18 protein-coding genes are annotated in these 17207 nt (G+C 73.1%); 4 read left to right on the top strand and 14 right to left on the bottom strand.

Going from position 1 to position 17207, the window contains the following annotated elements:
• Nucleotides 1-169: 169 nt before the first annotated feature.
• From secF to ruvC, 6 genes are all read right to left on the bottom strand, one after another.
• Nucleotides 170-1390: a protein translocase subunit SecF gene (gene secF / locus AB0M79_RS03695; RefSeq protein ID WP_364207442.1), complete on the bottom strand. Its 1221-nt coding sequence runs from the start codon at nucleotides 1388-1390 to the stop codon at nucleotides 170-172.
• A gap of 81 nt (nucleotides 1391-1471) precedes the next feature.
• Nucleotides 1472-3373, bottom strand: coding sequence for a protein translocase subunit SecD (gene secD, locus AB0M79_RS03690; protein ID WP_364207440.1), 1902 nt, complete (start codon nucleotides 3371-3373; stop codon nucleotides 1472-1474).
• Nucleotides 3374-3544: 171 nt separating this feature from the next.
• On the bottom strand, nucleotides 3545-3877 hold the full coding sequence (gene yajC / locus AB0M79_RS03685; RefSeq protein ID WP_364207438.1) for a preprotein translocase subunit YajC: 333 nt from the start codon (nucleotides 3875-3877) through the stop codon (nucleotides 3545-3547).
• Between the two features lie 179 nt (nucleotides 3878-4056).
• Nucleotides 4057-5121 (bottom strand): Holliday junction branch migration DNA helicase RuvB, encoded by a 1065-nt coding sequence (gene ruvB / locus AB0M79_RS03680; protein ID WP_364207436.1) that lies wholly within the window; start codon nucleotides 5119-5121, stop codon nucleotides 4057-4059.
• A gap of 4 nt (nucleotides 5122-5125) precedes the next feature.
• Entirely contained in the window at nucleotides 5126-5728 is a 603-nt protein-coding gene (ruvA, locus tag AB0M79_RS03675) for a Holliday junction branch migration protein RuvA (protein ID WP_364207434.1), read from the bottom strand.
• Nucleotides 5725-6255, bottom strand: coding sequence for a crossover junction endodeoxyribonuclease RuvC (gene ruvC, locus AB0M79_RS03670; protein WP_212817100.1), 531 nt, complete (start codon nucleotides 6253-6255; stop codon nucleotides 5725-5727). The genes ruvA and ruvC overlap by 4 nt, the downstream gene beginning before the upstream one ends.
• A 278-nt stretch (nucleotides 6256-6533) precedes the next feature.
• On the opposite strand from ruvC, the gene AB0M79_RS03665 reads away from it, so the two are divergent.
• The 4 genes from AB0M79_RS03665 to AB0M79_RS03650 all read left to right on the top strand — a co-directional run bounded on the left by AB0M79_RS03665 (nucleotide 6534) and on the right by AB0M79_RS03650 (nucleotide 9934).
• The gene (locus AB0M79_RS03665; protein WP_357539958.1) at nucleotides 6534-6875 is read left to right on the top strand and encodes a cupin domain-containing protein; all 342 of its coding nucleotides are present in this window, start codon (nucleotides 6534-6536) and stop codon (nucleotides 6873-6875) included.
• A gap of 67 nt (nucleotides 6876-6942) precedes the next feature.
• A complete protein-coding gene (locus AB0M79_RS03660; protein WP_364207431.1) occupies nucleotides 6943-7725 on the top strand; it encodes a 3-hydroxybutyrate dehydrogenase in 783 nt (260 codons plus the stop codon).
• Nucleotides 7726-7743: 18 nt separating this feature from the next.
• Nucleotides 7744-9663, top strand: coding sequence for a helix-turn-helix domain-containing protein (locus AB0M79_RS03655; protein WP_364207429.1), 1920 nt, complete (start codon nucleotides 7744-7746; stop codon nucleotides 9661-9663).
• 13 nt (nucleotides 9664-9676) lie between these two features.
• The gene (locus tag AB0M79_RS03650; protein ID WP_364207427.1) at nucleotides 9677-9934 is read left to right on the top strand and encodes a hypothetical protein; all 258 of its coding nucleotides are present in this window, start codon (nucleotides 9677-9679) and stop codon (nucleotides 9932-9934) included.
• Between the two features lie 132 nt (nucleotides 9935-10066).
• Here the strand turns inward: AB0M79_RS03650 and AB0M79_RS03645 are convergent, their stop codons facing one another.
• The 8 genes from AB0M79_RS03645 to pgsA form a co-directional block, all read right to left on the bottom strand.
• Nucleotides 10067-11101 carry an aminotransferase class V-fold PLP-dependent enzyme gene (locus tag AB0M79_RS03645; RefSeq protein ID WP_364207425.1) on the bottom strand — a complete coding sequence of 345 codons (1035 nt, stop codon included), beginning with the start codon at nucleotides 11099-11101 and terminating at the stop codon, nucleotides 10067-10069.
• 12 nt (nucleotides 11102-11113) lie between these two features.
• Nucleotides 11114-11863, bottom strand: coding sequence for a YebC/PmpR family DNA-binding transcriptional regulator (locus AB0M79_RS03640; RefSeq protein ID WP_357539946.1), 750 nt, complete (start codon nucleotides 11861-11863; stop codon nucleotides 11114-11116).
• Between the two features lie 186 nt (nucleotides 11864-12049).
• On the bottom strand, nucleotides 12050-12658 hold the full coding sequence (gene pdxT / locus AB0M79_RS03635) for a pyridoxal 5'-phosphate synthase glutaminase subunit PdxT (protein ID WP_364207423.1): 609 nt from the start codon (nucleotides 12656-12658) through the stop codon (nucleotides 12050-12052).
• The gene (pdxS, locus tag AB0M79_RS03630; RefSeq protein ID WP_364207421.1) at nucleotides 12655-13572 is read right to left on the bottom strand and encodes a pyridoxal 5'-phosphate synthase lyase subunit PdxS; all 918 of its coding nucleotides are present in this window, start codon (nucleotides 13570-13572) and stop codon (nucleotides 12655-12657) included. The genes pdxT and pdxS overlap by 4 nt, the downstream gene beginning before the upstream one ends.
• A gap of 171 nt (nucleotides 13573-13743) precedes the next feature.
• Entirely contained in the window at nucleotides 13744-14238 is a 495-nt protein-coding gene (locus AB0M79_RS03625) for a hypothetical protein (RefSeq protein WP_357539941.1), read from the bottom strand.
• Between the two features lie 54 nt (nucleotides 14239-14292).
• Nucleotides 14293-15447 (bottom strand): glycosyltransferase family 4 protein, encoded by a 1155-nt coding sequence (locus AB0M79_RS03620; protein WP_364207624.1) that lies wholly within the window; start codon nucleotides 15445-15447, stop codon nucleotides 14293-14295.
• Nucleotides 15448-15490: 43 nt separating this feature from the next.
• Nucleotides 15491-16459 carry a phosphatidylinositol mannoside acyltransferase gene (locus AB0M79_RS03615; RefSeq protein WP_364207419.1) on the bottom strand — a complete coding sequence of 323 codons (969 nt, stop codon included), beginning with the start codon at nucleotides 16457-16459 and terminating at the stop codon, nucleotides 15491-15493.
• Nucleotides 16456-17091: a phosphatidylinositol phosphate synthase gene (pgsA, locus tag AB0M79_RS03610; protein ID WP_364207417.1), complete on the bottom strand. Its 636-nt coding sequence runs from the start codon at nucleotides 17089-17091 to the stop codon at nucleotides 16456-16458. Before pgsA ends, AB0M79_RS03615 begins: the two co-directional genes overlap by 4 nt.
• Between the last annotated feature and the right edge of the window lie 116 nt (nucleotides 17092-17207).

Raw genomic sequence — 17207 nt, 5'->3', positions numbered from 1 at the left:
ACTCGGTCACGGCGTCACCTCGCTTCGCTCGGCACCACCGTGAACACCACTGAGCCCAATGGTTCCCTCGCTCCGCTCGGTCACAGCGCCCCCTCTGGCATCGAGAACGGCGTCCGGCACGCCGTACGAGACAGCATGCCGGACGCCGGTTTCAGTTCTGGTGCGTGGGTCAGCGGCGCTTGCCACCGGGGCGGTTGCCGCCACCGGGACGGCCGCCGGCGCGTCCTCCCCCACCGGAGGACCGCTTGCCCGCCGGCCGGGCGCCCGCCTTCGGCGCCGCCCCGGCCAGGGCGGCCACCTCGGTCTCCTCGGCCGGCGCGACCGCCGCCGAGGTCTTCGCGCTCTTGGCCGCGCGGCCGGCACCCTTCGGGCTCACGTCGCCGCGGGCGACGGCGGCCCGACGGGAGAGAACCCGCTCGGTGTGCGCCCGGATCTTCGGCTCGTAGTCCTTGAAGGTCACCAGGACCGGCGGGGCGAAGAAGAGCGACGAGTAGACGGCGACCGCCATACCGACGAAGAGCACCAGACCGAGGTCCTTCAGCGTGCCGGCGCCGAGCAGGCCGGCCCCGATGAAGAGCAGACCGCCGACGGGCAGCAGGGCCACCACGCTGGTGTTGATCGACCGCATCAGGGTCTGGTTGACCGCCAGGTTGGTCGACTCGGCGTACGTCCTGCTGCTGCCGCCGGTGATGCCGCGCGTGTTCTCGTGGACCTTGTCGAACACCACGACGACGTCGTACAGCGCGAAACCGATGATGGTCAGGAAGCCGATGATCGTCGACGGGGTGACCTCGAAGCCGACCAGCGAGTAGACACCCGCGGTCAGGATCAGGTCGAGCAGCAGCGAACTGACGGCGGCGATCGCCATCCGCCACTCGAACCGCAGGATCAGGTAGACCGTGACGACCGCGATGAAGACCAGCAGACCGAGCAGGGCCCGCTCGCTCACCTGGGCGCCCCAGGCGCCGCTGACCCGGCTGGAGCTGATCTCACCGGCCGGCAGGCTGAACTCCTCGGCCAGGATGTCCTGGACCTCCTGGGAGTTCGCCGGCGTCAGCTCACCGGTGCGGATCAGGTAGGAGCCGGTGGTCGCGTTGCCGACCTGCTGGACCGAGACGACCTCGCGCGCCTCATCGTTTCCGTCGAGGCTGCCCAGGGCGTCCTCGACCGCGGTCTCGGCCCGCTCCATGGTGCCGATGCTGGCCGGGATCTGGAACTCGTTGCCGCCCCGGAAGTCGATGCCGAGGCTGAAGCCGCGGAACGCGAAGCTCAGGACCGCCACGAGGACGAGTGCGCCGGCGACCGAAAACCACACCTTGCGGCGGTTGACGATGTTGAGGCCGGCCTCGCCCCGGTAGAGGCGGCTTGCCAGACCATTGCGGCCGCTCATGCCGCTACCTCGTTTCGTTCTGCACCGGCCTTCGGCACGGCGGCACTGACCTGGATGGTTCGCTCGCTGGGCCCGTACACGTCAGGCCTCCTTGGTGCGCGGGGCGCCGGGCTTGACCGGCTGCTCCGCCTCGTCGTCCTGCTCCAGGATCCGACCGAGACCGCTGACCCGTGGCGACAGGAACGCCTTGGTCCGGGCGAACATCGTCATGATCGGGTGCCGGAAGAGGAAGACCACGACCAGGTCGAGGATGGTGGCCAGGCCCAACGCGAAGGCGAAGCCCTTCACCACACCGACCGAGACGATGTAGAGCACCACCGCGGCGAGGATCGTGATCACGTTGGCCGAGATGATCGTCCGGCGGGCCCGGACCCAGGCGCGCGGCACCGCGCTGCGCGGGCTGCGGCCCTCCCGGATCTCGTCCTTCAATCGTTCGAAGTAGATGACGAACGAGTCGGCGGCGACACCCAACGAGACGATGAACCCGGCGATGCCGGCGAGGGTCAGGGTGAAGCCGATCTGCCGGCCGAGCACGATCAGCGCGCCGAAGACCAGCAGCGCCGACAGGATGAGGCTCAGGAAGATCACGGTGCCGAGCAGCCGGTAGTAGAAGAACGCGTAGATCGCGACCAGGGCCATGCCGATGCCCATGGCGAGCAGACCGGCGCGCAGGTATTCGCTGCCCAGCGTCGCGGAGACGGCCTGCGCCTCCTGCTGCTCGAAGGTCATCGGCAGGGCGCCGAAGCGCAGGTTGCTGGCCAGTTCGTTGGCGTCGCGGCTGGTGAACTGGCCGGTGATCTGCGAGTCGCCGGTCAGCACGCCCTGGATCTCCGGCGAGGAGATGACGTCGTTGTCGAGCACGACCGCGACCCGGCACTTGCCGTCCTGGCCGAGCGCGGCCTGCTCGCAGGCCTGGCCCTCGTTGTTGAACGCCTCGCGGGTCAGGTTGGTCCACTTGCTCTGGCCGCCGCCGGTGAAGTTCAGGCTGACCACCCACTGGCTGGTGGTCTGGTCGAGAACGGCGTTGGCGTCGTTGACGTCGGTGCCGAGCACCTTGGCCACGTCGAGCAGGTACTTGACCTGCCCCTCGCAGGCCACCGCCTGCTCCCCCTCGGCCCGGATGGAGCCGGGCAGCCGGTCGGCCAGTTGCAGACAGCCGATGGTCGGCACGTTGAACTGGAAGGCCGGCGGCAGCACCCCGACCTCGCGGCCGGTCAGCTGGGCGAACGGCGCGAGGGCGGCGTCGAGGACCTCGTCCTGGCCGAGCTGGGCCGGCGCCTGGAGCTGCTCCGCGGCGGCCCAGGAGTTCGCGCCGAGCTTGGCCCGCACCGCGGCGAGCAGTTCCTCGTTGGTCTCGGCCTCCTCGACCGAGGGCCCGGAGGCGGCCGGGGTGGGCTCGGGGGTCGCCTCCGCCGACGGGGTGGCCGACGCGCTCGGCGCGGGGGCCATGCCGCCCTGGCCGGCGGCGCTGGCCGACGCGGACGGCGACGCCGATGCCGACGGGTCGGCGGAGCCGGACGGGGCCGGTTCGGCCGAGCCGCTCGGGGTCGGGGTGCCGCTCGGCGCCGGCGCCGAGGTGCCGCCACCGCCGTCGGTGACCTTGAGGACCTTGCGGAACCGCAACTCGGCCGCTGCCCCGACCTCGGACAGATCGCGGTTCTGGCCGGGCAGGGAGACGACGATGTTGCGGTTACCCTCGGTGACCACCTCGGCCTCGGAGACACCGAGGCTGTTGACCCGGCTCTCGATGATGTTGCGGGCCTCTTCGAGGTTCTCCGCCGGCGGGTCCTGGCCGTCCGGGGTGATCGCCTCGAGCGTCACGCGGGTGCCGCCGATGAGGTCGAGCCCCAGCCGGGGCTCCAGCCGCTCCTTCAGACCTCCGCTCGCGCCAGCGAAGAACACCAGGAGATAGAGAATGGCGAAGATGAGGCCGAGCACGGCGAGTTGCCGCCCGGGCCGCATCTGTCCCTGAGGTGGTGCCACGGCTGTCGTGTCTCCCTGCGCGGTCGGCCGCTGAGTGTGGTGGGCGGCGGGTGGTGGCGCGCCGGCACACCCTGGCCGGCGACGGGTATCTTGCGCGCCGGCCAGCAGGCCGACCGGCGCGATTATCCAGTATCTTCGATGTTCTCGCGACCCCGTCAGCGGGGTCGCGGGTCACTCCTTGCGGAGATCCGGTCCGGTGCTGGCCGTGTTCTCGGCCTCGGGCTCCGGCGTCTCCTCGATCTCCTCCGGCCGGTCGGCGCTGTTCACCACGCGGGCGATCGCCGGACGGGCGAAGCGGAGCTGCACGCCGGGCGACGGCTCGAGGGTGACGGTGTCGTCGTCGACGGCCGCCACGGTGCCGTGCAGGCCGCCGATGGTCACGACCTGATCGCCGGGGCCGAGCGCGGACTGCATCTGCTCAGCCTCTTTGCGCCGCTTCTGCTGCGGACGGATCATCATGAAATACATGACGCCGAAAAGCAGGGCGATCATCAGGATCGGCATGAAACTGCCGGCGCCACCGCCGGACTCTGCTGCCAAATGCACGCTACGACCTTCCCATTGGCCTCGACCACCAGCGTGGGGGCGCCGGAGCGGAGGAATGACTTCACATCCTGTGCGGACCGCGGCGAGTCTAGTCGCTGTGCCTGTAAACACCGAACTTGGTGCAGATCACGAACACATCACGCCTGCTGGCCGGAGCTGAAAAGGTCGGGTCCGGACTGGGGCGGCGCCCCGAAGGAACCCGGCGGCGGCGTACGCCCGAGATGCCTCCAGGCCGCCTCGGTGGCCACCCGGCCGCGTGGCGTACGCGCCAGCAGGCCGGCCCGGACGAGGAACGGTTCGCACACCTCTTCGACCGTGTCGGGCTGCTCCCCGACCGCGACGGCCAGCGTCGACAGGCCGACCGGACCACCCCGGAAGAGGTCGACGAGCGCGGTCAGCACGCCCCGGTCGAGCCGGTCCAGGCCCAGGTCGTCGACGTCGTAGACCTGGAGGGCGGCGCGGGCGGTCTCCAGGGTGACCACACCGTCGGCGCGTACCTCGGCGAAGTCACGGACCCGGCGCAGCAGCCGGTTGGCGATCCGCGGCGTGCCCCGGGACCGGCCCGCCACCTCGGCCGCGGCGTCGTCGGTGATCGGCACCCCGAGGATCCGGGCCGACCGCTGCAACAGCGCCTCCAGGTCGGCCGGCGAGTAGAAGTCGAGGTGGGCGACGAACCCGAACCGGTCCCGCATCGGACCGGTCAGCAGGCCGGACCGGGTGGTGGCGCCGACCAGCGTGAACGGCTCCACGTCCAGCGGGATCGCGGTCGCGCCCGGACCCTTGCCGACCACCACGTCGACCCGGAAGTCCTCCATGGCGCTGTAGAGCAGTTCCTCGGCCGGCTTGGCGATCCGGTGGATCTCGTCGATGAACAGGACGTCGCCCTCGGTGAGGCTGGTCAGGATCGCCGCCAGGTCACCGGAGCGCTCGATCGCCGGGCCGCTGGTGATCCGGATGCCGGAACCCAGCTCGGCCGCGACGATGTTGGCCAGCGTCGTCTTGCCCAGCCCGGGCGGCCCGGACAGCAGGATGTGGTCGGGCGGCGAGCCCCGGCGCATGGCGCTCTTGAGCAGCAGTTCGAGCTGGTCGCGGACCCGGTGCTGGGCGATGAAGTCGGCCAGCCGCTTCGGGCGGACGCTGACCTCGGCGTCACGCTCGGCGTCGGTCGCCCACGCCGACACCAGCCCCTCGGCGTCGCTCATCGGGTCACCTGGTCCGGCCCAGCAGGCGGATGGCCTGCTTGAGCAGGACAGGCACCGGCGGGGTCGGGCCGTCGACGGTCTCGGCGACCGCCGTGACCGCCTGGTCGGCCTGGGAAGCGGTCCAGCCGAGGCCGACCAGCGCCTGGCGGACCTGGTCGTGCCAGGCCCCGGCGGTCACCCCGGCCGCGCCGTCCGCGCCGACCGGGACCGGGCCGATCCGGTCGCGCAACTCCAGGACCAGCCGTTCGGCGCCCTTCTTGCCGATGCCCGGCACCTTGGTCAGGGTGGCGGTGTCGCCGCCGCCGATGGCCCGCCGCACGGTGTCGGGGCTGTGCACGGCCAGCACCGCCTGGGCCAGCCGGGGGCCCACGCCGCTGGCCGTCTGGAGCAGTTCGAAGAGCTGCTTCTCCTCGTCGTCGGCGAAGCCGTACAGCGTCAGCGAGTCCTCGCGTACGACCAGGCTGGTGGCCAGCCGGGCCGGCTGCCCGACCCGCAGGTTGGCCAGGGTGCCGGGGGCGCACTGCACGGCGAGCCCGACCCCGCCCACCTCGACCACCGCCCCGTCGGGCGACACGGCGGCGACGACGCCCTGGACACTCGCGATCATCGGGTTCCTCCCCTGCGGGCGGCCTGGGCCGCGGCGGCGGCGAGCCGGGACCGCGTCCCGCCGCGCCAGACGTGACAGATGGCCAGCGCCAGCGCGTCGGCGGCGTCGGCCGGTCGGGGCGGCGCGTCCAGCCGCAGCAGCCGGGTGACCATGGTCGTGACCTGGGCCTTGTCGGCCTGGCCGGAGCCGGTGACGGCGGCCTTGACCTCGCTCGGCGTGTAGGTCTGCACGGGCAGGCCGGCCCGTGCCCCGGCCAGGACGGCGACGGCGCTGGCCTGGGCGGTGCCCATCACGGTGCGGGTGTTGTGCTGGCTGAAGACCCGCTCCACGGCGACGCTCTGCGGCCGGTGCTCGGCGACCAGGTCGGTCAGTGCCCGGTCGAGGTGCAGCAGGCGCAGCGACAGGTCGTCGCCGGGATCGGTGTGGACCACGTAGTAGCCGACCAGGGTGCACGGCCGGCCGGGCACCCCCTCGACCACGCCGACTCCGCACCGGGTCAGCCCCGGGTCGACGCCGAGCACCCGCACCGGTTTCCTCCCCGCTCTACCGTCGCGCCCGCACTCACCCGTGCGCCCGCATCGACCTATGCGCCCGCACCCACCCGCACGCCCGCTTGTCCCCCGCCGGCCCCGGCTCGGGACCCACCTCCGGCAGTACGTGTGTTCGACACCCTACTGCGTGCGTACGACACCACCGTGCGGCGACACACCCGCCACAGGCCACCGGTCGCCGGTTGGCCGTCGTGCCCGGCCGGGCGCCGCCCTACCGTACCGATCATGAACAGGAACGGGGAGGCGACGCCGTCATGCACGTGATCGAGGGGGCCGGCCGGTGGGTGCCGCCGGCGGACGGGACGTCCAGCCGGTACGAGGAGCACCTGCGGGTTCCGGACATGTCGCTGGGTACGTACCGGATCCCGGCGGGCGGGACGGACGGGCAGAACCCGCACACCGAGGACGAGGTGTACGTGGTGACCGCGGGCCGCGCCCGGCTGGTCACGCCGGACGGGGCGGCACCGGTGGGTCCGGGGTCGGTGGTGTTCGTGCCGGCCGGCGAGGAGCACCGGTTCGTCGACGTGACCGAGGACCTGACGGTGCTGGTCTTCTTCGGTCCCGCCGAAGGGCTTCGCGGGCAGGCGGCCACATAGGTTCGGCGCCGAGTATGTGCCCGCCGCCCATGTGCCGCCGGGCGTGATGCTCGTAACTTCATGCGCCATGACGGCAGAACCCGTGGCGGTCCCCCACACCGTGCAGCTCGACCTGTCGGGGCGTACCGCCCTGGTGACCGGGGGCGGCAGCGGCATCGGCCGGGCGTGCGCCGTACGGCTGGCCGCCGCCGGGGCGGCGGTGGTCGTGGTGGACCGCAACGTCGAGGCGGCCAAGGAGGTCGCGGCGCTGACCGGCGGCCGCGCCGAGGGGATCGACCTCGCCGAGCCCGGTGCCGTCGACCGGCTCGACCCCGCCATCGACATCGTGGTCAACAACGCCGGCCTGCAGCACGTCGCCCCGGTCGAGGAGTTTCCGGCCGAACGGTTCGCCTACATCCAGAAGGTGATGGTCGAGGCGCCGTTCCTGCTGGTCCGCCGGGCCCTGCCGCACATGTACGCCACCGGCTGGGGCCGCGTGATCAACATCTCTTCGGTGCACGGGCTGCGGGCCTCGGCGTACAAGTCGGCGTACGTGACGGCCAAGCACGCGCTGGAGGGGCTGTCCAAGGTCGTCGCGCTGGAGGCCGCCGCGCACGGGGTGACCGCCAACTGCATCAACCCCGGGTACGTCCGTACCCCGCTGGTCGAGGGCCAGATCGCCGCCCAGGCCCGCAGCCACGGCATCCCGGAGACCGAGGTCGTCGAGCGGATCATGCTGGCCCGGGCGGCGATCAAGCGGCTGGTCGAACCGGAGGAGGTCGCCGAGCTGATGGCCTACCTGTGCACCCCGGCCGCCTCGTTCATCACCGGCAGTTCCCTGGCGCTCGACGGGGGCTGGACGGCGAACTGAGTCGGCCGGTCCACCACAATGGGGATCATGACCTCGCCGATCGAGTTCCTGGAACTGCTGGCCCGCGAGGCCGCGGCGGTCGAGTTCGAGGGACCGGTCGTGGCCGCCCGCGAGGCCGGGCTGCCCGCCGACCGGCTCGCCGACCTGGAGGCCGCCAAGCTCGTCGCGCTGCGGGTACGCGGCCTGCTGGAGCGCCGCCGCCGGCGCGAGGTGGAGCTGTCCGGCCTCTACGACACCGCCTCCGACCTGGCCGGGTTGCGCGACGTCGACGCGGTGTTACACGCCATCGTGCGCCGGGCCCGGCACCTGCTCGGCGCCGACGTGGCCTACATGACGCTCAACGACCCCGACCGCGGCGACACCTACATGCGGGTCACCGACGGTTCGGTGTCGGCGCGCTTCCAGCGGCTGCGGCTGCCGATGGGCGCCGGCCTCGGCGGCCTGGTGGCGCAGTCCGGCACCCCGTACGTGACCGCCGACTACGGCCAGGACAGCCGGTTCCGGCACACCGGCGAGATCGACGCCGGGGTCGGCGAGGAGGGCCTGGTCGCCATCCTCGGCGTACCGCTGCGGCTCGGCTCCGGGGTGATCGGGGTGCTGTACGCCGCCAACCGCACCGCGCGGCCGTTCGCCCGCGAGGAGGTGGCGCTGCTGGTGTCGCTGGCCGCGCACGCCGCCGTCGCGATCGACACCGCCCGGCTGCTCGCCGAGACCCGGGCCGCGCTGGAGGAGCTGTCGACGGCCAACTCCACCATCCGGGCGCACAGCGCGTCGGTGGAGCGGGCCGCCGCCGCGCACGACCGGATGACGTCGCTGGTGCTGCGCGGCGGCGGGGTCGAGGACGTGGCCGCGGCCGTCACCGACGTACTCGGCGGGGCGCTGCTCGCCCTGGACGCCGACGGCCGGCAGATCGCCCGGGTCGGCCGGATCGACGAGCCGGACCGGCCGTCGATCGTGGAGGCGGTCGCCGCGTCGCGCACCGAGGGACGCAGCGTCCGCCGGGGTCCACTGTGGTACGCGGCCGTCGTCGCCGGCACCGAGAACCTCGGCGCCCTGGTGCTGCGTCCCGACAGCGAACTCGTCGACGCCGACCAGCGGATCCTGGAGCGGGCGGCGCTGGTGACCGCGCTGCTGCTGCTCTTCCGGCGCACCGTCGCCGAGGCGGAGAGCCGGGTCCGCGGCGAACTGCTCGACGACCTGATCGCCCGGCCGGTGCACGACGCCGAGGCGCTGCGCGGCCGGGCCCGCCGCCTCGGTGTGGACCTCGACGACCCGCACGTGCTGGTCGCCGTCGGCGACGACGCGATCGCCGGCACCGGGTCGGCCCGGCAGCGGGTGGTGTCGTGGGCGACGACGTACGCGTCGACCCGCGGCGGGCTGGCCGCGGCCCGCGACGGGCGGGTGGTGCTGATGCTGCCCGGCAGCGACGCCGGCGGCTGCGCCCGGGCGGTGGCCCGCGACCTGTCCCGGATCACCGGGCGGCCGGTGACGGCCGGGGCGAGCGGCCCGTCGACCGGGCCGGCGTCGCTGGCGGTGGCGTTCCGCGAGGCCGACCGGTGCCTGACCGCCCTGGCCGCGCTCGGCCGGGCCGGGCAGGGGGCGAGCACCAGTGAGCTGGGCTTCGTCGGGCTGCTGCTCGGCGCCGTCGGCGACGACGCCGACCGGGACGTGACCCGGTTCCTGACCGACACCGTCGGCCCGGTCGTCGACTACGACGCCCGCCGGGGTACGGCGCTGGTCAAGACGCTGGAGGCGTACTTCGGGGTGGGTGGCAGCCTGGCCCGCGCGGCCGAGCAGTTACACGTGCACGTCAACACGGTGACGCAGCGGCTGGACCGGGTGGGGCAGCTCCTCGGACCGGACTGGCAGCGGCCCGAGCGGGCGCTGGAGGTGCAGTTGGCGCTGCGCCTGCACCGGCTGCGTACCCCGACGAACTGACCGTCGGCGGCCGGTGCCGGGGCGGCCCGCGCGGCACCGCGCCCGGCGGGCCGCGCGGATCGTCAGGCGCCGGCGGGCGGCCCGGGCCGGCCGGACCGGCGATGCCGGCCAGGAGGGTGTCGACGACCCGTACGGCGAGGTCGGTGTCGTCGAGGTTCGGCAGCGGCCGGACGACCCGGTGCAGCAGGACCGGCCCGGTCAGCATCGCCATGGTCAGCTCGACGTCGAGATCGGGGCGCAGCTCGCCGGTGGCGCCGGCACACGAGATTGATCTGGGCGGGAGGGACCCTACGGCTGGCGGCTGAGGGCCCTGGCGCTCAGATCAACGACGAGCCCACTGGCAACTCCGACAATTCGGCCCGCTGGCGGACGGCGGGTGGCCGGCACCCGGGCGCGGAGACCGTCAGGTCAGGGCGGACAGGGCGAGGTCGACGTCGTCCACGGTGGAGTAGAGGTGGAACGAGGCGCGGACCCGGCCGCCACGGACCGCCGCGCGCACCCCGGCCGCCGCCAGCCGCTCCTGCGCGCCCGGTACGTCGACGGTCACGATCGCGCTGTCCCCCGGCGGACGGCCGAGGCCGACCAGGAACCGGTTGGCCAGGTCCACGTCGTACGCGTGCACCGCCGCCACCCCGATCTCCGCCAGCAACTCCAGTGCGGGCGCGGCGCCGACCCAGTTCAGCCAGGCCGGTGAGATGTCGAACCGGCGGGCGTCGGACGCCAGCCGCAGCGGCGGGCCGTAATAGGACTCGTGGACCGCCGCCCCGGCGTACCAGCCGGCGGCCGACGGGGTCATCCGCTCGCGCAACCCGGGAGCGAAGTAGCCGAACGCGACGCCCCGTGGCGCCATCAGCCACTTGTAGGCGCTGACCACCACGGCGTCGGCGGCGGCGCCCGAGAACGGCAGCCAGCCACAGCCCTGGGTCGCGTCGACGACGACCAGCGCGCCGTGCGCCCGGGCCGCGGCCACGATCTCGTCGTACGCGGCGACGGCCCCGGTCGCGGACTGCACCAGGCTGAACGCGACCACGTCGGTCGACGCGTCGACGGAACCGGCGAGTTCGGCGGCCGGTACGGTGCGGACCCGCACTCCCCGCCCGGCCTGCGCCAGGTAGGGGAACAGGTTGGAGGTGAACTCCTCGACGGGCACCAGCACCCGGGCGCCGTCCGGCAGCGCCGCCGCGAGCGGGGCCAGCACCTGCGACGCGGCGGCCCCGACGGTCACGTCCGCGGCGGACACCCCGACGAGTCCGGCGAAGGCGGCCCTGGACCGGCCGACCGACTCGTCCCAGCCTTCCCACGACGTGCGGCCGACCCGCCAGTCGGCGAGCGCCGCCTGCATCGCGTCCCAGGCCGGCCGCGGCGGCAGTCCGTAGCTGGCCGTGTTGAGCCAGCCCGGCTCGGGCTGCCACAGTTCGCGGGCCGTCGCCAGGTCCATGGTCCGGTCCCGTCAGCCGACCGCGGCCATGACCTCGTCGGAGACGTCGAAGTTGGCGTAGACGTTCTGCACGTCGTCGCAGTCCTCGAGGGCGTCGATCAGCTTGAAGACCTTGCGGGCACCGTCCTCGTCGAGGGGCACGTTGACGCTCGGCACCAGCGACGACTCGGCCGACTCGTACTCGATACCGGCGTCCTGCAACGCGGTCCGGACCGCGACCAGGTCACCCGGCTCGGAGATCACCTCGTATGCCTCGCCGAGGTTGTTGACCTCTTCGGCACCGGCGTCGAGGACGGCCATCAGCACGTCGTCCTCGGACCGCCCCTCGCTCGGCACGATCACCACGCCCTTGCGGTTGAACAGGTAGGACACCGAGCCGGCGTCGGCGAACGAGCCGCCGTTGCGGGTCAGCGCGGTGCGGACCTCGGTGGCGGCCCGGTTGCGGTTGTCGGTCAGGCACTCGATCAGCAGGGCGACGCCGTTCGGGCCGTAGCCCTCGTACATGATGGTCTGCCAGTCGGCGCCGCCGGCCTCCAGGCCGGAGCCGCGCTTGACGGCGCGCTCGATGTTGTCGTTGGGTACGGAGTTCTTCTTGGCCTTCTGGATGGCGTCGAACAGGGTGGGGTTACCGGCCGGGTCGCCGCCGCCGGTCCGCGCCGCGACCTCGACGTTCTTGATGAGCTTGGCGAACATCTTGCCGCGCTTGGCGTCGATGACCGCCTTCTTGTGCTTGGTCGTCGCCCACTTTGAGTGACCGGACATACGTGACCTCCGTCGATACCCCAACCCACCGCGCCAGCCACCGTCGCGCGCCATCCCCGGGCGAACCGCCGCGGGCGAACCCCCTGGGGTCGGGGTCGCCAACCGCTGCGAGCGGCCTGCCGCTACCGAATCGCGCCAATCCTACCGGCGCCGCACCCGGCGGGCGTGTCACGGGGCGGCGGGCGGTCAGGCGCCGACCCGGACCAGATCGACGAAGAAGCGGTGTACGCGCAGGTCACCGGTCAGCTCGGGGTGGAACGAGGTGGCGAGCAGGGAACCCTGCCGGACCGCCACGATCCGCCCCCGCGGGCTGCCGTCGGCGACCCGGCCCAGCACCTCGACCCCGGCGCCGACCGACTCGACCCACGGAGCGCGGATGAACACCGCGTGGAACGGGCCGCCGTCGATGCCGGCGATCTCGACCGGCCCCTCGAAGGAGTCGACCTGCCGGCCGAACGCGTTGCGCCGTACGGTCATCTCGATGCCGTCGAAGCCGCGCTGGTCGGGCCGGCCGTCGAGCACCGTGGTCGCCAGCATGATCATGCCGGCGCAGGAGCCGTAGACGGGCATGCCGTCCGCGACCCGCTTGCGGACCGGGTCGAGCAGGCCGAACTCGATCGCCAGCTTGCTCATCGTGGTCGACTCGCCGCCGGGAACCACCAGCGCGTCGACCGCGTCGAGTTCATGCGGGCGGCGAACCGGGCCGGCGGTGGCGCCGGCCTCGGTCAGCGCCCGGACGTGCTCGCGTACGTCGCCCTGCAGCGCCAGTACGCCGATCCTCGGACCGCCGGTCACCAGCCGCGCTCCGCGAGCCGGTGCGGCACCGGGATGTCGTCGACGTTGATGCCGACCATCGCCTCGCCGAGCCCGCGCGACACCTTGGCGAGCACGTCGGGGTCGTCGTGGAACGTGGTGGCCTTGACGATGGCGGCGGCCCGCTGCGCCGGGTTGCCGGACTTGAAGATGCCGGAGCCGACGAAGACGCCCTCGGCGCCGAGCTGCATCATCATCGCCGCGTCGGCGGGGGTCGCGATGCCGCCCGCGGTGAACAGCACCACCGGCAGCTTGCCGGCCTCGGCGACCTCCTTGACCAGGTCGTACGGTGCCTGCAGCTCCTTGGCGGCGACGTACAGCTCGTCGGGCGACAGCGAGGTCAGCCGGCGGATCTCGCCACCGATCCCGCGCATGTGGGTGGTGGCGTTGGAGACGTCGCCGGTGCCGGCCTCACCCTTGGAGCGGATCATCGCCGCGCCCTCGGTGATCCGGCGCAGCGCCTCGCCCAGGTTGGTGGCACCGCAGACGAACGGCACGGTGAACGCCCACTTGTCGATGTGGTTGGCGTAGTCGGCCGGGGTGAGCACCTCGGACTCGTCGACGTAGTCGACGCCGAGCGCCTGCAACACCTGCGCCTCGACGAAGTGGCCGATGCGGGCCTTGGCCATCACCGGGATCGAGACGGCGTTGATGATGCCGTCGATCATGTCCGGGTCGCTCATCCGGGACACGCCGCCCTGGGCGCGGATGTCGGCCGGTACGCGCTCCAGCGCCATGACCGCGACCGCGCCGGCATCCTCGGCGATCTTCGCCTGTTCGGGGGTGACCACATCCATGATCACGCCACCCTTGAGCATCTCGGCCATGCCGCGCTTGACGCGGGCGGTGCCGGTGACTGCGGGGGCGGTGCTGGTGGGGACAGCGGACTCGGACACGGCGTTCGACTCCTCGCACGGCGGTGGCGGATTGTTACCCAAAAGTGAACTGGCTGCGATGCTACGCCGCGCGCGGGTGCCGGCCGACAGCCAATCGACCCACCGGTGGCCTGCCCTGTGGCCCGCCTCACCGTTCCAGCCCGAACACGAAGATCAGGCCGGACCGGGGGTTCAGGGCACCGGAAGGTCGGTGTGGGCGTTGATGGTCGGATCGTCGATGTCGAAGTACGCCGGCTGCGGGTGCCGCCGCGCCATCCGCAGCAACCGGACGATCGGCCGGCGGCGCGCCGCCAGCGCGTCGCGTACGAGGTCGGTGTGCACCTGGCGGGCCACCGCGAGCCGCCGGCTCGCGACGATCACGGCCTGGGCCTGCGGATCGTCGTCCGGCAGCGTCGTGGCCCGCAACTGGCGGGTCAGGTCGTTCTCGGCCACCTCACGGTCCTCGTCGGAGGCGTCCAGCGCGATCCGCGCCGCCGCGTACACCTCGAACGGGTAGCGCTCGTCGTCGAGCACCGCCGCCGCCGCGGCCCGGCGCAGCAGATGCGCCTCCAGGGCCCGGGTCGCCGCCACCACCCGCAGGTGCAGTCGCTCGACGCGGGCCGCCGTCCAGGTCAGGTAAGCCGAGACCAGCACCAGGGCGACGACGCCACCGATCACCCACCGCATCCCGGCATCGTACGACCGACCGGGTACCCGGCGACGGCCCGTCCGCCGGCAGAGTCAGCCGGCCCACTCCTCGTGCATCACCCGGCCGTCCGTCGCCTCGATCGCGGTCGCGTAGACCTCCAGCACCCGCCGCGCGACGACCGGCCAGTCGAAGGTCGCCGCGACCTGCTGCGCGCACGCCGCCAGCGCGGCCCGGCGGTCCGGGTCGTCGAGCAGTTCGGCCATCGCGTCGGCGAGCGCGTCCGCGTCACCGGTCGGGAACAGCCGCCCGGCCCGACCGCCGTCGAGCACCCGCCGGAACGCGTCCAGATCGCTGGCCACCACCGCCGCGCCGGCCGCCATCGCCTCGGTCAGGATCATGCCGAACGACTCGCCGCCGATGTTCGGCGCCACGTACAGGTCGACGCTGCGCAGCATCCGGGCCTTGTCCGGCTCGGAGACCAGCCCCAGGAAAACCACCTGGTCACGCAGGTCGGCCGGGATCTCGCCGAGCAGTTCGTCGGCGTCACCCGGGCCGGCGACCAGCAGCCGCAGGCCGGGCCGGCGGCGGGCCAGCGACACGAACGCGTCCCGCAGCACCGGGAAGCCCTTGCGGGGCTCGGTGAACCGGCCCAGGAACCCCAGGGTGCCGCCGGACCCGACGGCGCACGGGCCGGGCCAGCCGGGCAGCGGCTCCACCCCGGCGAACTTCGCCACCGCCACCCCGTTCGGGATCTCGACCGCGCCGCCGCCGAGATGCTCGACCTGGACCTTGCGGGCCAGCTCGCTGACCGCGATCCGGGCGGTGATCCGCTCCAGCACCAGTTGCAGCATCCCCTGCGCCGCGGCCAGCGCCCGGGACCGGGTCATCGCGGTGTGGAACGTCGCCACCACCGGCCCGCGCGCCGACAACACCGCCAGCAGCGACACACTCAGCACGAACGGCTCGTGCACGTGCAGGATGTCGAACTCGCCCCGGGCCAGCCAACGCCGTACCCGGGCGGTGGAAACCGGGCCGAACGTGATCCGGGCCACCGAACCGTTGTACGGGAACGGCACCGACCGGCCGGCCGGCACCACGTACGGCGGCAACGGCGAATCGTCGTCGGCCGGGGCGAGCACGCTCACCTCGTGCCCCAGCCCGATCAGCGCCTCGGCGAGGTCCATGACGTGGTTCTGCACGCCGCCCGGCACGTCGAACGAGTACGGGCAGACGATGCCGATGCGCAGCCTGCCGCCCCCGGATCCCGCCAGCCGCACGCTCCCACTCCCCTTACGGTGTCGTCGTCGCCGCGGGGCCGCTGCCACCCCTGCGACTGGCTGCGGATGACGCGTCCGTCGCCGTGGGCGCGGGTCGCGCCGGCTGGTCCAGCCACATCCTCTGGAGCATGTGCCAGTCCCGCGGATGGCGGGCGATGCCGGCCGCCAGGCGGTCGGCGACCTGCTGGGTCAGCGCCCGCACCCGCTGGTCGAGCGGTGCGCCGTCCGGGTCCGGGATCTCCAGCGGGCCGTCCAGCGCCGCCCGCGCGATCCCGTCCTCGAACCACATCGAGGCCACGTAGAGCGGCGCCCCGGTACGCAGCGCCAGCAGCGCCGGCCCGGCCGGCATCCGGGTGCGGCCGTCGAAGAAGTCGACCTCGACGCCACGCGCCGACATGTCCCGGTCGGCCAGCAGCGGCACCACGTGCCCCTGCCCGATCTTCTCCTCGAGAACGCCGAACGGCGGCTTCTGCCCGCCGGTGAGCGGGATGATCCCCATCCCGATCCCCTGCCGGAAGGCGACGAACCGCTCGAAGACCCCCTCCGGCTTCAGGCGCTCCATCACCGTCGTCATCGGCCAGCCCTTCGCCGCGACCCAGGCCCCGGCCAGATCCCAGTTGCCGGCGTGCGGCAGCGCCACCACGGCGCCCCGCCCGGCCGCCACGTCGGCGGCGAGCAGTTCCTCGCCGTCGAGCCGGAACCCGGCCAGCACCGCCTCGCGCGACAGCGAGGGCAGACGGAACATCTCCACCCAGTAGCGGGCGTAGGACCGCAGCCCGTCGCGGACCAGCTCGTCCAGTTCCGCCTCCGGCATCGCCGGGCCGACCACCCGGCGCAGGTTGGCCCTCAACCGGACCGTACCCCGCCCGCCCCTCCGGTGGGCGCGGTCCGCGCCGGCCCGGGACAGGCCGGCCGCGACCGGCGCCGGCAGCATCCGCACCAGACGCCAGGCGGCGGCGTAGCCGAACTCGACGAGGTTCACCCGGTCACGTCCGCGCCCTCGTCGGCCAGCCTCGCCTGCCGGTACACGTGGACGATCCGCTGGCCGGCGGTGAACAGCGACAGCGCGGCGAGGAACCACAGCGCCGCGGTCAGCCCCCACGGCACGACCAGCCCGCTGAGCAGGCCGCCGACACCGACGATGATCAGGCGTTCGGTGCGCTCGGCGATCCCGACGTTGGCGGTCAGGCCCAGCCCCTCGGCGCGGGCCTTGACGTACGACACCAGGCCGCCGCCGACCAGGCAGATCAGCGCCGCCACCACGCCCCAGTGGTCGCCCTGCGTCGCCAGCCAGTAGGCGACCGCGCCGAAGACCGCGCCGTCGGCGACGCGGTCCATGCTCGAGTCGAGGAACGCGCCGAACCGGGTCGACCCGCCACGCATCCGGGCCATCGTCCCGTCGAGGAGGTCGGTCAACGCGAAGACGGTCACGATCAGGGCACCGGCCACCAGGTGGCCGCGGGCCCCGAACCCGAGCGCGCCGACCAGCACGCCGGCTGTGCCGGTCACCGTCACCGCGTTCGGGGTCACCCCCCAGCGCAGCAGGGTGCGGGCGATCGGCTCGATGACACGGGTCATGCCCGCACGCGCGGTCACTTGGAAGATCTTCGCCATGGCGGTCCCACAGTAACGGTCCGCGGTTGCTCCGTGGTGCGGCCGGGGGCGTCCACTTCGCGCGTCGGGGTTGATTACACCCCGTCGCGGGTGTGGGATCAGAATGCGTCCTGCAT

This window comes from Polymorphospora sp. NPDC051019 (assembly GCF_040683055.1).
In the GTDB taxonomy this organism is placed as follows: Bacteria; Actinomycetota; Actinomycetes; order Mycobacteriales; family Micromonosporaceae; genus Polymorphospora; species Polymorphospora lycopeni.
The sequence above is the reverse complement of the archived record's forward strand: the minus strand, read 5'-3'. Positions and strand labels throughout refer to the sequence as shown.

Bases quoted from the DNA above. Each gene is read 5' to 3' on its own strand.
- AB0M79_RS03645 (WP_364207425.1), bottom strand. From the start codon at position 11,101: ATGGACCTGGCGACGGCCCGCGAACTGTGGCAGCCCGAGCCGGGCTGG.
- ruvB (WP_364207436.1), bottom strand. From the start codon at position 5,121: ATGAGCGACGCCGAGGGGCTGGTGTCGGCGTGGGCGACCGACGCCGAG.
- yajC (WP_364207438.1), bottom strand. From the start codon at position 3,877: ATGCCGATCCTGATGATCGCCCTGCTTTTCGGCGTCATGTATTTCATG.
- pgsA (WP_364207417.1), bottom strand. From the start codon at position 17,091: ATGGCGAAGATCTTCCAAGTGACCGCGCGTGCGGGCATGACCCGTGTC.
- secF (WP_364207442.1), bottom strand. From the start codon at position 1,390: ATGAGCGGCCGCAATGGTCTGGCAAGCCGCCTCTACCGGGGCGAGGCC.
- ruvA (WP_364207434.1), bottom strand. From the start codon at position 5,728: ATGATCGCGAGTGTCCAGGGCGTCGTCGCCGCCGTGTCGCCCGACGGG.
- AB0M79_RS03660 (WP_364207431.1), top strand. From the start codon at position 6,943: ATGACGGCAGAACCCGTGGCGGTCCCCCACACCGTGCAGCTCGACCTG.
- AB0M79_RS03655 (WP_364207429.1), top strand. From the start codon at position 7,744: ATGGGGATCATGACCTCGCCGATCGAGTTCCTGGAACTGCTGGCCCGC.
- AB0M79_RS03640 (WP_357539946.1), bottom strand. From the start codon at position 11,863: ATGTCCGGTCACTCAAAGTGGGCGACGACCAAGCACAAGAAGGCGGTC.
- AB0M79_RS03665 (WP_357539958.1), top strand. From the start codon at position 6,534: ATGCACGTGATCGAGGGGGCCGGCCGGTGGGTGCCGCCGGCGGACGGG.
- AB0M79_RS03625 (WP_357539941.1), bottom strand. From the start codon at position 14,238: ATGCGGTGGGTGATCGGTGGCGTCGTCGCCCTGGTGCTGGTCTCGGCT.